Here is a 12,736-nt window from a genome sequence, read left to right on the forward strand (position 1 = left end):
CCGGGCCGGCTACCGTCCCGCTACCAGGCCTGCAGCGCAGCGGTACGCCGCGAGGCCTCCGCGACCTCGGCGGCCTTGAGCGCCGACTCGTCGAGCCGACCGTGCTCGGCCCACCAGCGCTGCCCGGCCTCGGGCAGGGTGTGGATCGGGTCGTAGTACTCGTAGGTGCGCTCGAGCGCCTGCGCGTCGTCGGCCTCGATGGAGGTGCGGTAGTTCTTGGTCCAGTAGGAGATGCCGCGCTCGGTGTCGTAGTCGGCCAGCTGGTGCACCCAGCGCTTGCCGACGAACGGCACGTCGCAGACGATGCGCGGCGTGGCGAAGCCCGGCAGGTAGCCCATGATGTGGTGCTGCAGGCGCTGGGCGTCGGCGACCGAGACCCGCCAGTGCTCCGAGAACGGGATCATGTCGCACATGTAGAAGTAGTAGGGCATCACCTGGGCGCCGTCGAGCAGCGCGAAGCACAGGTCGAGCAGCGCGTGCGGGTCGGCGTTGACGCCGTTGAGCAGCACGCCCTGGTTGCGCACGTCGCGCACGCCCGCGTCGAGCATCGCCCGCGAGGCCTCGGCGACCAGCGGGGTGATCGACTGCGCGTGGTTGGCGTGGGTGTGGATGGCCAGGGAGACCCCGCGCGAGCGCGCCACGCCGGCCACCCGGCTCATCCCCTCGACGACCTCGGGCTGCAGCCAGTGCTGCGGCAGGCCGACCAGGGCCTTGGTGGCCAGGCGGATGTCGCGCACGTTCTCGATCTCCAGCACCGAGGTCAGGAACGCCTCGAGGCGGGGCCAGGGCATGTTGGCCACGTCGCCGCCGGAGACCACGACGTCGCGCACCGACGGGGTGCGGCGCAGGTAGTCGAGCATGTCGCCGATGCGGTCGTTGGGCTTGCCGGCGAACTTGAGCTTCTCGATGACCGGAGTCGAGTTGCCGACCAGGTCCATGCGCGTGCAGTGGCCGCAGTACTGCGGGCAGGTCGGCAGCAGCTCGGCGAGCACCTTGGTGGGGTAGCGGTGGGTCAGGCCCTCGGTGGCCCACATGTCGTGCTCGTGCAGCGAGTCGCGGGTGGCGTGCGGGTGGGAGGCCCAGTCGGTGCGGCGGTCGGAGAAGACCGGCAGCATGTAGTGGCGCACCGGGTCGGCGTAGAAGGCCTCGGTGAAGGAGCCCGGCCCGGCGGGCTCGGCGAAGGGCACCATCGTGTTGAGCATCTGCGGCGGCACCAGCATCGACATGGTGGCCCGCTCGGCCTGGTCGCGCTCGAGGTCGGCGTAGAACCGCTCGTCGAGCAGGTCGCCCATCAGCTCGCGCAGCTGGCGCACGTTCTTGACGCAGTGCGAACGCTGCCACTGCACCGAGGTCCAGTCGGCGGCGGTGACGTCGCGCCACCCCGGGAAGCGGGTCCAGTCGGGCTCGACCAGCTCGGGACGCCGGTAGGGGTAGGGCTGCCCGGTGGCGTCCTCGACCAGGGATGCGATGGAGGTCTCGATGCTCATGGGAGCAACGATGCCAGAAGGATCTGCGGGATGTCGAACGAAACGCCGCAAGATCTTTCGCCTGTGGGGCGGCTGGGAGTCAGGGCAGCGCGCTGGCCTCCAGGGTCCGGAGTACGACGGGGTCGTCGCCGGCCAGACCGTAGCGGTGCTGGTAGGCGCCGCGGACGATGTCGGCGACCGGTGGCCGCACCCAGGCGCCCAGGGTGCGGCACATCAGCCGCATCGGCGGCGCGTGGCCCTCGAGGCCGCCGTCGTGCGGCGGGCGGTACTCCGCGACCGGCAGCAGCTCGCCGGCGTTGCGCTCGTAGAAGCGGATGCGGCGCTGGTGCTCGAGGACGTGGTCGGGGCCCAGGCCCGGCTCGTCGGGGTCCTCGACGTCCCAGACCAGCAGCGAGCCGCCCTCGCGGGACAGCCGGGCGGCGAGCTGCTCGAGCATCGCCGAGCCGGTGCCGCCGCCGCGTGCGCCCACGGCGTAGTAGCGCAGGAACGTCCAGCCGGTGCCGCCGAGGGCGCGCACCACCGCCAGCCCCTCGGGGCGTCCCTGCGGGTCGAGGCGCACCAGCACACGGTCGACGAGCAGGTCGTCGAAGGGGACCCGCAGGTCCTCGGGGAACGCCTCGTCGTAGATCTCCTGCACCAGCGCCAGCTGGTCGGCCGTCAGGGTCGCGGCCTCCACCAGCGGGTGGTCGTCCTGGGGCTGCACGATCATGCTTCCCACACCACCTCTCCTCCCAGGAAGGTACGCAGGACCTGGATGTCGCGGATCACCCGGGGGGACACGGCCGCCGGGTCGTCGTCGAGCACGACGAGGTCGGCGAGCTTCCCGGGCGCGATGGTCCCCTTCTCGTGCTCCTGGTGCGAGGCGTGCGCCGAGCCGAGCGTGTACGCCGTGAGCGCCTCGAGGCCGCTGATCGCCTCCTCGGGGCCGCACTCCTGGCCGGAGTCGGTGCGCCGGTTGACCATGTCGTGGATGCCCTTCAGCGGGGTGCCGTCGACGACCGGCCGGTCGGAGCTGGCCGGCGCGACGATGCCGGCGTCGAGCAGCGAGCGGTAGCGGTAGATCCACGAGGCCCGCTCCGGTCCGAGCGCTCGCAGCATGCCGTCGCCGATCTCGCCGACGAAGCGCCCCTGCGGCACCGGCACCACGCCCAGGGCCGCGGCCCGGGCGACCTGGTCGGTCCGCGAGACGCCGAAGTGCTCGATGCGGTGGCGCACGTCGGCGCGCGGCCAGCGCCGCTGCGCCTCGTCGTAGGCGTCGAGGACGAGGTCGATGGCGGCGTCGCCGATCGCGTGCGCCGCGACTCGCCACCCCGAGCGGTGCGCCCCGAGGATCCGCTCGCGCAGCGCGTCGGCGTCGTCCTGCAGGTAGCCCTTCTCGCCGGGGGTGTCGGCGAACTCGTCGGTCAGGGCGCAGGTGTGCCCGATCAGCGAGCCGTCGGAGAAGATCTTCACCGGTCCCAGTCGCAGCCGGTCGTCGCCGAGCCCGGTGCGGATGCCGAGGTCGAGCCCGAGCCCCAGGTCGTCGTCGGCGTGGCCCTGCAGGGGGCGCAGCACGTCGGCGGCCACCATCAGCTCCACGCGCAGCGGCAGCCGGCCCTGCGCCCGGGCCTCCTGGTACGCCGCCACCTCGACCGGGCTGCGTCCGATCCACCCGCCGCCCACGCCGGCCTCGACCACCGAGGTCAGGCCCTGGCCCAGGTAGACCTGCCCGGCCCGCTCGATCGCGTCGACCAGCCCGGCCACGGGGTAGGGAAGCACCAGGTCGTTGACCAGGTGCTGGGCCTGCTCCTGCAGCAGCCCGGTGGGCCGCCCGCGGCCGTCGACGACGACGCGCCCGCCGGGCACCTCCACCGCCGCGTCGCCCAGCCCGAGGTCGTCGAGCAGGGCGCTGCTGACCACGCACATGTGCCCCGAGGTGTGCCGCAGCCAGACCCGGCGGCCGCCGGCGGCCCGGTCGAGCCCGTCGCGGTCGGGGTGCGCACCGATCTTGTTCTCGTCGTAGCCGGCGCCGACCACCCACGCGTCGGGCGGCAGGTCGCGGGCCCGGGCGGCCACGGCGTCGTACAGCGCCTCGAGGCTGGGCAGGCGCAGGTCGACCTCGTCGAGCGACTGCCCGAACCAGGCCATGTGGTTGTGGGCGTCGTGGAAGCCGGGGGCGACCACGGCCCCGTCGAGGTCGAGCACCCGGTGGGCGGCCACGTCGTCGTCGACGGCCACGACCCGGTCGCGCCAGATCGCCACGCTGCGGGCCACGTGGTCGCGGCCCGGGCCCTCCAGGGTGCGGACCCGCGCGTTGGTGAGCAGCAGGTCGGCCTTCACCGGGCTCCTCCCACCGTGCCGGGCGTCGCGACGCGGACGGCCTCGGCGCGCAGCCGGGCCTTCTCGACGCGGTGCGAGGCGGTGAGCGGGAGGTCGTCGCGCAGCGCCCAGCGGCTGGGCACCTTGAAGGGCGCGAGGCGCTCCGCGCACCACCGCGCCAGCTCGTGCTCGTCGGCCCCGGGGGCCACCACGAAGGCCATCACCTCCTCGCCGCGCACGTCGTCGGGCACCCCGACGACGGCCGCGAGGCGCACGGCCGGGTGGGCCAGCAGGACCTCCTCGACCTCGACGGCGGCGATGTTCTCGCCGCTGCGCCGGATCATGTCCTTGAGCCGACCGGTCAGGTAGACCCGACCGACGTCGTCGAGGCGGGCCAGGTCGCCGGTGGGGAACCAGCCGTCGGCGTCGAAGGGCGGCTCCAGCCCCAGGTAGCCCAGCATCATCCCCGGGCCGCGCAGCCACAGCTGGCCCTGCTCGTCGAGACGGACCTCGCGGTGCGCGGCGGGGCGGCCCAGGCAGCCGGTGCCGACCAGGGCGGCGTGCTCGTCGGCACCCACGCGGATGTCTGCGCCGGTCTCGGTCATCCCGAACGCCTCGTACCAGCCCACGCCCCACCGGGCCTCGAGGTCGGCGTGCAGCGCCGGGGGGATGGCAGAGCACTGCACGACGCGCACGGCGTGCTCGCGGTCGAGCGGGTCGGGCGGCATCCGCAGCAGGAGGGTCGGCATCGAGGCCAGGCAGTAGAAGTAGGTGACGCGGTGCTCGCGCACCTTGGCCCAGAAGGTCGAGGGGTGGAAGCCGTCGAGGACGACCAGGTGGGCGCCGGCCATCAGGGCGGCCGCGACGTTCCACTGGGGGTCGACGTAGTGGAAGGGCTGCGCGGTGAGCATCACGTCGTCGGCGCCCAGGCGGGGGAACTCCTCGACCATCGAGCCGCCCAGCGTCGTCCAGTAGCGGTGGGTCAGCAGGCAGCCCTTGGGCCGCCCCGTCGTGCCGGAGGTGTACTGCACGTTGACGACCGCGTCGGGGTCGTCGGCGGCGGGCGCCGGCTCGGCCGACCCTTCCAGGTCCGCAGGGGAGAGGACCTCGACGCCGCCGGTGAGGTCGGCGGCGCTGCGCACCAGCTCGTGGTGCTCGGGTGCGGCGACCATCAGGCGCGCCCCGGAGTCAGCGAGCACGTGGCCCAGGTCGTCGTGGCGGTAGCGCACGTTGAGCGGCACCGCCGCGGCCCCCAGCCGCTGCAGCGCCAGCCAGACCAGCGGCGAGTCGGCGGTGTTGCCGAGCATCACGCCGACGCGGTCGCCGGCGCCGACACCACGGGCGGCGAGGGCGGCGGCGTACGACGCGCTGGTCGCGGCGACGTCGCCGAAGGTCCACGTCGTGCAGCCCCCGGCGCCCAGGTCGAAGGTCCAGGCGGGCCCGTCGGGCCGGCGCCGGGCGGCGTCCTCGAGGTGCGCCACGAGGGTCTCAGCCACGACCGAACCCCTCGCGCGGCGCCTCGCCCTCGCCGGAGAGCGAGGTCAGCACGGCGTGCTCGACCTCGCGGCCCATCGCCTCCTCGAGGGTGGAGTCCAGCCCGCCGTCGAGCACCCGTTTGGCCAGCGAGAGCGCCAGCGCGGGGCGCTGGGCCATCCGCGTGGCCAGGTCGAGGGCGACCTCCTCGTGGGTGCCGCTGGGCACCGCGCGCGCGACCAGCCCCATCGCGGCGGCCTCGCTGCCCGAGACCCGCTCGCCCAGCAGGAGCAGCTCCTTGGCGCGGGCCCAGCCCACCAGCACCGGCAGCAGCCGCGAGACCCCGCCGGTCACCGAGAGGCCGACCGAGACCTCGGGGAACCCGAGGACGGCGTCCTCGGCGGCCACGACGACGTCGCAGGCCAGGGCGAACTCGCAGCCGGCCCCGAGGGCGTAGCCGTGCACCGCGGCCACGACGGGGCCGGGGAAGCGGCGCACCAGCCGGGTGACGTCCTGGATCTCCTCGAGCCGCTCGCGGGTCTGCAGCGGCGTCTCGACCGGCGGCTCGGCCTTGAGGTCGTGGCCGGCGCAGAAGGCGCGTCCGCGTCCCGCGAGCACCACCGCACGTGCGTCCTCCGCGAGGGCGCGCTCCAGCGCGGCCACCAGGCCACGGGTCAGCGCCTCGTCGACGGCGTTGAGCCGCTCGGGCCGGTTGAGGTGGACCAGCGCCACCCCGGGCCCCGCGGACCTGTCGTGGCTGTACTCGACCGGCTGCACCGGCGTCCTCCCTGCGTCCGTGGCCCGGCACCGCCGTGGCCTCTCGATCGATCGATCGATAGCATAGGCCCATGACCTCCTCCGGTGAACGCGTGCGCGTCGCGGCGCTCGAGCTCTTCGCCGAACGGGGCTTCCACGGCACCGGCATCCGCCAGCTCGCCGAGCGGGCCGGCCTCTCGAGCGCGTCGCTCTACCACTACATGGGCACCAAGGAGGACCTGCTCGTCGAGCTGATGCGCACGAGCCTGGAGCGCCTGCTCGACGCGACCGCCGAGGTGCTCGCCACCCACGACGACGCCGTCCCACGGCTGACCGCGCTGGTGCGGCTGCACGTCACCAGCCACGCCGAGCGCCCCCTGGAGACGCGCGTGGTCGACGACGAGGTGCACGCCCTGTCGCCCCAGCGCCGCGCCGACGTGGTCGCGCTGCGCGACCGCTACGAGGCGGCTTGGCGCGAGGTCATCGACCAGGGCCTGGCCGAGGGCGCCTTCAGGGTCGAGTCGGCCGGGGTGGCTCGGCGCGCACTGCTGGAGATGTGCAGCGGTGTCGCCCGCTGGTTCGACCCCGCTGGTCCCACGGCCCTGCCGGCCCTCGCCGAGCAGTACGCCCTGCTCGCGCTGCGCCTGCTCGGGGCCGACACGCGGACGGCCGCGGCGGGGGCCCGGCGTGTCGGGGACGACACGCCGTCACCGGTCTAGATTTCCTGGGCTTTCCGGCGTTCAAGGGCACCCGCCGTGACCTGCGGTTTTAGGCGTCTGCGCAGGTCAGCGTCTCCTTGACACCCCCTCGCGGCCCGCGCCAAGGTGGGTCGTCCGCTCGTGCAGATCGTGGTGAGCGGACCGACGTCCGAGTGGCCGTGTCGGAGGGTGGGGTGCCAAACACCTGTCCGACACTGTTCGCGGAGGTCGGTCCGCCCCGCGGGAGCGGTCGCGGGAGGAATCCTGAGCCCCCTAGACAACAGCCCGCCCCGGCAGCCGGTCGTGCACCGGGCTGGACCGAAGGCGCCCAGGATCCTCCCGCACCTCTGCGCCCGGCGGCGGGCTCCCGCACCGGCGCCCCGTAGCCTGGGACCGTGCTCCAGCGCTCGGTCCTCGCCCTGCTCGCCGGCGTCGCCCTGGCGATGGCCTACGAGCCGTTCGCCGTGCCCGTGCTGGTCCCCGTGCTGGTGCCGCTGGCCGTGGCCGCCCACACGCTGCTGACCCGCGGCCTGGGCCTGCGCCGGGCGTTCGTGGTGGGGCTGGCCTTCGGGGTCGGCTTCTACTACGTCCACATCTACTGGATGACGACGGTCGCCCTCGCCGCCTGGCTCGGGCTGTCCGCGGCGCAGGCCCTCTTCTACGGCCTGCTCGGCAGCGCCGTGGCGCTGGTCTCGCGGCTGCCGCTGTGGCCGCTGTGGGTGGCCACGGCGTGGGTCACCGTCGAGGTCTGGCGCAGCGGCTGGCCCTTCAGCGGGATGCCCTGGGGCCGTCTGGGCTTCGCGGTCGTCGACACCCCGGTCGCCGCCACGCTGCCGTACGTCGGCATGGCCGGGGTCACCTTCCTGCTCGCGCTCGCCGGGGCCGCGCTCGCGGCGCTGGTGGCCGCAACGGCCCGGGACCGGCTGGTCGGGCTCGTCGCCCTGGGCGCGGTCGTCGCCGGCGTCGCGGCCTCGGTGGCGCTGCCCTGGACCAGCCCGAGCACCGGCACCGCGACCGTGGCCGTGGTGCAGGGCGACGTGCCGGGCCCCGGCAACGACATCCTCTACGACTTCCGCCAGGTGACCGAGAACCACGTGCAGGCCACCGTCGACCTGGCCGCCGACGTCGCCGCGGGGCTCGAGCCGCGCCCCGACTTCGTGGTGTGGCCCGAGAACTCGACGGCCACCGACCCCTGGCGCGACCCGCAGACCAACGCCGGCATCCTGCGCGCCACCGAGGCGATCGGCGTGCCGGTGCTCGTCGGGGCCCTGGTCGACGGCCCGCCGGGCGCGGTGCTCAACCAGGGCATCGTCTGGGACCCCGTCACCGGGGCGGGGGAGCGCTACACCAAGCGGCACCCGGTCGCCTACGGCGAGTTCATCCCGTTCCGGGGCACCGCCCTGGAGCTCAGCTTCGGCGACCTGGCGCGGATCCAGCGCGACATGCTGGTCGGCACCGGCAAGGAGCCGCTGAGCATCGCCGGCACCCGGGTCGCCGACGCGATCTGCTTCGACGTCGCCTACGAGGACGCGATCTACGACCAGGTCGCGCGCGGGGCGCAGCTGGTGAGCGTGCAGACCTCCAACGCCACCTTCATCTTCTCCGACCAGGTGCAGCAGCAGTTCGCGATGACGCGGCTGCGCGCGCTGGAGACCGGCCGGGCCACCGTGGTGGCCTCCACCAACGGCGTCAGCGGCGTGATCGGCGCCGACGGCGAGGTGGTCGCGAGGGCCGGGCTGCAGGAGACCGAGGTGCTGGTCGAGGAGCTCGCGCTGCACGAGGCACTGACCCCGGCGGTCCGGATGGGGCGCCTGCCCTGGCAGGTCGCGGTCGTCGCGACCCTCCTGGCCCTCGGTGCCGCACTGCTCCCGTATCGTCGCGCGCGCCGGGAGCGCAGCCGCGCGACCGCACCGCGACACGACGGCGCCCAGGGTCCGTCACGACGAGGAGACGACGCGATGGTCGACCAGCCGTGAGCCGCGCCGAGACCGGCGCCCGGGTCGTGATGGTGGTGCCGACCTACGACGAGGCCGAGAACCTGGCCTGGGTGGTGGAGCGGCTGCACGCCGCCCAGCCCGGCGTCGACGTGCTCGTGGTCGACGACAACTCGCCCGACGGCACGGGCCGGGTCGCCGACGACCTGGCCGCCGCCGACCCGCGCGTCAGCGTGCTGCACCGCACCGCCAAGGGCGGCCTGGGCGCGGCCTACCGCGCCGGCTTCGACGTCGCGCTCGAGGCGGGCTACGAGGTCGTCGGCGAGATGGACGCCGACGGCTCCCACCAGCCCGAGCAGCTGCAGCGCCTCCTCGACGCGCTCGACGACCCCCGTTCGCCCGCCGACCTGGTGATCGGCTCGCGCTGGGTGCCCGGTGGGTCGGTCGTCAACTGGCCGCGCCGCCGCGAGGCGCTCTCGCGCGGCGGCAACCTCTACGTCCGCCTGCTGCTCGGCGTCCGGGTGCGCGACGCCACGGCCGGCTACCGGCTCTTCCGCCGCTCCACGCTCGAGCGGATCGACCTCGCCTCGGTGCGCTCGACCGGCTACGTCTTCCAGACCGACCTGGTGGTGCGTGCCCTGCGCGCCGGCCTCGTCGTGCGCGAGGTCCCGATCGAGTTCGTGGAGCGGGTGCGCGGCGACTCCAAGATGAGCGGGGCGGTCGCGGTGGAGTCGTTGAAGCGGATCACCGCGTGGGGCCTGGCCGAGCGCCGCGAGCAGGCCGCCCGACTGGTGCGAGGAGCGCGATGAGCCGCCGCCGTGGCCGGCTGGGCTGGGTGCTGCTGGTGCTGTTCGTGGCACTGCCGCTGCTCGAGCTCTACATGGTCATCCAGGTGGGCCAGGTCATCGGCGCGGCCTGGACCATCCTGCTGCTGGTGCTCGACAGCGTCGTCGGCGCCGTCGTCGTACGCCGTGAGGGCGCGCGGGCGTGGCGGGCGCTGCGCGACACGTTGGCGCGCGGGGGAGTGCCGGCCAAGGAGCTCGCCGACGGCGCCCTGGTGCTGGTCGGCGGCACCCTGCTGCTGACCCCGGGCTTCGTCACCGACGCCTTCGGGCTGCTGCTGGTGCTGCCGTTCTCGCGCCCGCTCTTCCGCGGCCTGCTGACCCGGGCGCTGGCGACCAGGCTGGTGCCGGTGACGTTCGGGGGCTGGCCGGGCGCACCGGGGGCGACGAGCGGCCCCGCAGACGCAGGACGCCCCGGACCGGGCACGGGGCCGGTGGTCCGGGGCGACGTGGTGGAGGATCCTGAGGACCCCTCCGGGCCGAGCGCCTAGCGGGTGCTGCTCAGGCCTTGGCCTGGCGGCGCTTGGCGTTCGCCTTGTGCAGGTGGGCGGGGCCGATCTGGCCGCCGCGCAGCAGGTCGAGGCGCTCCTTGAGGATCTCCTCGAGCTCCTTCTCCGAGCGGCGCTCGAGCAGCATGTCCCAGTGGGTGCGGACCGGCTTCTCGGCCTTCACCTGGCGCTCGATGCCCGAGGTGCTCTCGGCCTCGGCGCCGCAGCGCGGGCACTCCCACACCGCGGGGACCTCGGCCTCCACCGACATGGTGATCTCGAACTCGTGCGCCTGCGGGCAGCGGTAGCCCACCTGCTGGCGCGCGGCGAACTCGATGCCCCGCTCGTCCTCGAAGCTCTGGCCTCCGAGCCGTGCCCCTCGTAGCGTGCGCTCTGCCATGGGACGCTCCCGTCCTCTCGTGTGCCTGGTGGGGTTCCGACTGCGCTCGCAGTCGCGCTCTCGAAGTGTTCAACGGTAGCGAGGGCCCGACAATTCCGGCAATCGCCGCCGGGGGTGAGACCTGCGCTACGCGTGCGTGACCAGGGCCGAGTCGTCGCGCACGCCCGAGCGCACCGGCAGCAGCAGGAGCAGGCCCGCCACCAGCACCACCAGCACCCCCAGGATGCCCCAGTACTGCGCGTCGTCCTTGTCGGCGACCCCGGTCACCGCCGCGCCGAGCGCGATCGAGAGGGACCAGGCGGCCGGGGCCAGGAAGCTCACGGCGCGGCCGGTGGTGGCGTACAGGCCGAAGACCTGGCCCTCGTGGCCCTCGGGGATCAGCCGGGCCAGGAAGGTGCGCGAGGCGCTCTGGGCCGGGCCCACGAAGACCGCCAGCATCAGCCCGAAGGTCCAGAAGACGGTGCTGCCGCCGGCGTTGAGGGCGAAGACCGCCAGGCCGGCACCGATCATGCACACCAGCGAGAAGACGATGACGCGCTTGGGGCCGATCCGGTCGTCGAGCACCCCGAAGCCGATGGTCGCCAGCCCGGCCACGACGTTGGCCGCCACGCCGAAGATGATCACGCCGCCGGCGCTGAAGCCGAATGTCCCCGCGGCGAGCACGCCCCCGAAGGTGAACACGCCGGCCAGGCCGTCGCGGAAGACCGCCGAGGCCAGCAGGAAGCGCACCGTGTTGCGGTCGGTGTGCCACAGGTCGGCCACCATGGCGATCAGGTGGCGGTAGGAGTCGACGATGCCCACCCGCGGGCCCCGCGGGGTGCGCAGCGCCTTGTCGTCGCGCAGCGTCACCAGCACCGGCAGCGAGAAGACCAGGGTCCAGACCGCGCAGACGAGCATGGTGACGCGCACGTCCATGCCGTTCTCGCCGGTGATCCCGAAGATCCCGACGTCGGGGCTGATCAGCCCGAAGTAGACGGCCAGCAGCAGCACGATGCCGCCGATGTAGCCCAGGCCCCAGCCGAGCCCCGAGACGCGTCCGATCGTGGTGGGCGTGGAGATCTCGTTGAGCATCGCGTTGTAGTTGACCGAGGCGAACTCGAAGAAGATGTTGCCGCTGGCCAGCAGCACCAGGCCGAGCCAGAGGTACTCCTCGGACGGCTGCACCAGGAACAACGCTGCCGAGACCGCCACGACCAGCATCGTGTTGACCGCCAGCCAGAAGCCGCGGCGCCCCGACCGGTCGGCGCGCTGGCCGGTGATCGGCGCGAAGAGCGCCACCAGCAGCCCGGCCCCGGCCAGGGCCCACCCCAGGTTGGTGTCCGCATTGGGGCCGAAGTCGTCGGAGGTGATGTAGACGCTGAACACGAAGGTCGTGATGACGGCGTTGAAGGCCGCCGACCCCCAGTCCCACAGCCCCCACGCGTAGACGGGCCAGCCGAAGCGGCTGCGTGCGGTGGCCGGGCCGGCCGGGTCAGTGCTCGTTGCGCGGCTCATCGCGTGCTTCCTCCCATTGACCGCGCGCGCGGAGCACGTCGCGGAGTACGTCGGTGCGGTCGGTGAACAGACCGTCCACACCCAGCTCGAGGAGGTGGCGCATCTCCTGGGGCTCGTCGATCGTCCAGACGTGGACGTGCGCGCCGGCGGCGTGCGCCCGGCGCACGAGGCCGGGCGTGACCACCCGCACCGAGCGCCCGCCGGCCAGCGGCAGCCGGCGCCGGTGCGGCACCTGCAGGGCCGCGACCCTGCCCCCGGTCAGCGCGCGGGCCAGCCGCGCGCTGGGCAGCAGCCGGAAGGCCAGCACCTCCCACGGGTGCGCGGAGGTCGGGACCCGGCCCCCGGTCAGCCTGCGGAACGTCGCCAGCCGCCCGGGCGAGAAGGAGCCGACCAGCACCCGCTCCCAGGCGTCGTGGGCCGAGACGAAGTCGGCCAGCGCCGCCACGGCGCCCTCGGACTTGATGTCGATGTTGAACCGCGCGTGCGGGAAGCGCTCGAAGAGCTCGGCCAGGGTCGGCACCTGCTCGCGCCCCCCGACGCTGGCCTCGCGCACCTGGGCCAGGGTCAGGTCGAGGATCGCGCCGCTGCGGTCGGTGACCCGGTCGAGCACGCTGTCGTGGAAGGCCAGCAGCACGCCGTCGCGGGTGAGGTGGACGTCGGTCTCGAGGTAGCCGTAGCCCAGCGCGACGGCGTGCTCGAAGGCCGCGACGGTGTTCTCCAGCCCCTCGATCTCGGGGTGGAAGGCACCCCCGCGGTGCGCGAGCGCCAGCACGGTGCCCGGGCGGTCGAGCACCCGGTCGAGGTAGGGATGACCCGTCGTGGGGGAGGTCGCCGGGGAGGTCACCGGAGCAGTATCGCCTCCCCGG

General features: G+C 74.0%; 12 protein-coding genes. 4 read left to right on the plus strand and 8 right to left on the minus strand.

All coding sequences use genetic code 11. The features are described 5' to 3' along the window. Window positions 1-20: 20 nt before the first annotated feature. From JOE61_RS00410 to JOE61_RS00430, 5 genes are all read right to left on the minus strand, one after another. A complete protein-coding gene (locus tag JOE61_RS00410) occupies window positions 21-1,487 on the minus strand; it encodes a KamA family radical SAM protein (RefSeq protein ID WP_193668809.1) in 1,467 nt (488 codons plus the stop codon). A 79-nt stretch (window positions 1,488-1,566) separates the two neighbouring features. After that, window positions 1,567-2,205, minus strand: coding sequence for a GNAT family N-acetyltransferase (locus JOE61_RS00415; RefSeq protein WP_204797114.1), 639 nt, complete (start codon window positions 2,203-2,205; stop codon window positions 1,567-1,569). Next, on the minus strand, window positions 2,193-3,806 hold the full coding sequence (locus JOE61_RS00420) for an amidohydrolase (protein ID WP_193668807.1): 1,614 nt from the start codon (window positions 3,804-3,806) through the stop codon (window positions 2,193-2,195). Before JOE61_RS00420 ends, JOE61_RS00415 begins: the two co-directional genes overlap by 13 nt. Next, entirely contained in the window at window positions 3,803-5,281 is a 1,479-nt protein-coding gene (locus tag JOE61_RS00425) for an AMP-binding protein (protein WP_193668806.1), read from the minus strand. The genes JOE61_RS00420 and JOE61_RS00425 overlap by 4 nt, the downstream gene beginning before the upstream one ends. Beyond that, entirely contained in the window at window positions 5,274-6,035 is a 762-nt protein-coding gene (locus JOE61_RS00430) for an enoyl-CoA hydratase/isomerase family protein (protein WP_193668805.1), read from the minus strand. Before JOE61_RS00430 ends, JOE61_RS00425 begins: the two co-directional genes overlap by 8 nt. A gap of 71 nt (window positions 6,036-6,106) precedes the next feature. Between JOE61_RS00430 and JOE61_RS00435 the strand changes: the two genes are divergently transcribed. The 4 genes from JOE61_RS00435 (at window position 6,107) to JOE61_RS00450 (ending at window position 9,979) form a co-directional block, all read left to right on the plus strand. Then, the gene (locus tag JOE61_RS00435) at window positions 6,107-6,733 is read left to right on the plus strand and encodes a TetR/AcrR family transcriptional regulator (RefSeq protein ID WP_193668804.1); all 627 of its coding nucleotides are present in this window, start codon (window positions 6,107-6,109) and stop codon (window positions 6,731-6,733) included. Window positions 6,734-7,107: 374 nt separating this feature from the next. Then, on the plus strand, window positions 7,108-8,688 hold the full coding sequence (gene lnt / locus JOE61_RS00440) for an apolipoprotein N-acyltransferase (protein ID WP_307822724.1): 1,581 nt from the start codon (window positions 7,108-7,110) through the stop codon (window positions 8,686-8,688). Beyond that, on the plus strand, window positions 8,685-9,455 hold the full coding sequence (locus tag JOE61_RS00445; protein WP_307822725.1) for a polyprenol monophosphomannose synthase: 771 nt from the start codon (window positions 8,685-8,687) through the stop codon (window positions 9,453-9,455). The genes lnt and JOE61_RS00445 overlap by 4 nt, the downstream gene beginning before the upstream one ends. Beyond that, window positions 9,452-9,979 (plus strand): FxsA family protein, encoded by a 528-nt coding sequence (locus JOE61_RS00450; protein ID WP_193668803.1) that lies wholly within the window; start codon window positions 9,452-9,454, stop codon window positions 9,977-9,979. Before JOE61_RS00445 ends, JOE61_RS00450 begins: the two co-directional genes overlap by 4 nt. 10 nt (window positions 9,980-9,989) lie before the next feature. On the opposite strand, the gene JOE61_RS00455 is transcribed toward JOE61_RS00450, so the two are convergent. The 3 genes from JOE61_RS00455 to JOE61_RS00465 all read right to left on the minus strand — a co-directional run bounded on the left by JOE61_RS00455 (window position 9,990) and on the right by JOE61_RS00465 (window position 12,714). Beyond that, window positions 9,990-10,376 carry an RNA polymerase-binding protein RbpA gene (locus JOE61_RS00455; RefSeq protein ID WP_193668802.1) on the minus strand — a complete coding sequence of 129 codons (387 nt, stop codon included), beginning with the start codon at window positions 10,374-10,376 and terminating at the stop codon, window positions 9,990-9,992. 126 nt (window positions 10,377-10,502) lie between these two features. Then, a complete protein-coding gene (locus tag JOE61_RS00460; protein ID WP_193668801.1) occupies window positions 10,503-11,870 on the minus strand; it encodes an MFS transporter in 1,368 nt (455 codons plus the stop codon). Then, window positions 11,848-12,714 (minus strand): glycerophosphodiester phosphodiesterase family protein, encoded by an 867-nt coding sequence (locus JOE61_RS00465; protein WP_372440042.1) that lies wholly within the window; start codon window positions 12,712-12,714, stop codon window positions 11,848-11,850. The genes JOE61_RS00460 and JOE61_RS00465 overlap by 23 nt, the downstream gene beginning before the upstream one ends. Window positions 12,715-12,736 lie beyond the last annotated feature (22 nt).

Origin of the sequence: Nocardioides salarius (genome assembly GCF_016907435.1) — a bacterium.
Lineage (GTDB): Bacteria > Actinomycetota > Actinomycetes > Propionibacteriales > Nocardioidaceae > Nocardioides > Nocardioides salarius.

Bases quoted from the DNA above. Each gene is read 5' to 3' on its own strand.
- JOE61_RS00410 (WP_193668809.1), bottom strand. From the start codon at position 1,487: ATGAGCATCGAGACCTCCATCGCATCCCTGGTCGAGGACGCCACCGGG.
- JOE61_RS00435 (WP_193668804.1), top strand. From the start codon at position 6,107: ATGACCTCCTCCGGTGAACGCGTGCGCGTCGCGGCGCTCGAGCTCTTC.
- JOE61_RS00450 (WP_193668803.1), top strand. From the start codon at position 9,452: ATGAGCCGCCGCCGTGGCCGGCTGGGCTGGGTGCTGCTGGTGCTGTTC.
- JOE61_RS00455 (WP_193668802.1), bottom strand. From the start codon at position 10,376: ATGGCAGAGCGCACGCTACGAGGGGCACGGCTCGGAGGCCAGAGCTTC.
- JOE61_RS00460 (WP_193668801.1), bottom strand. From the start codon at position 11,870: ATGAGCCGCGCAACGAGCACTGACCCGGCCGGCCCGGCCACCGCACGC.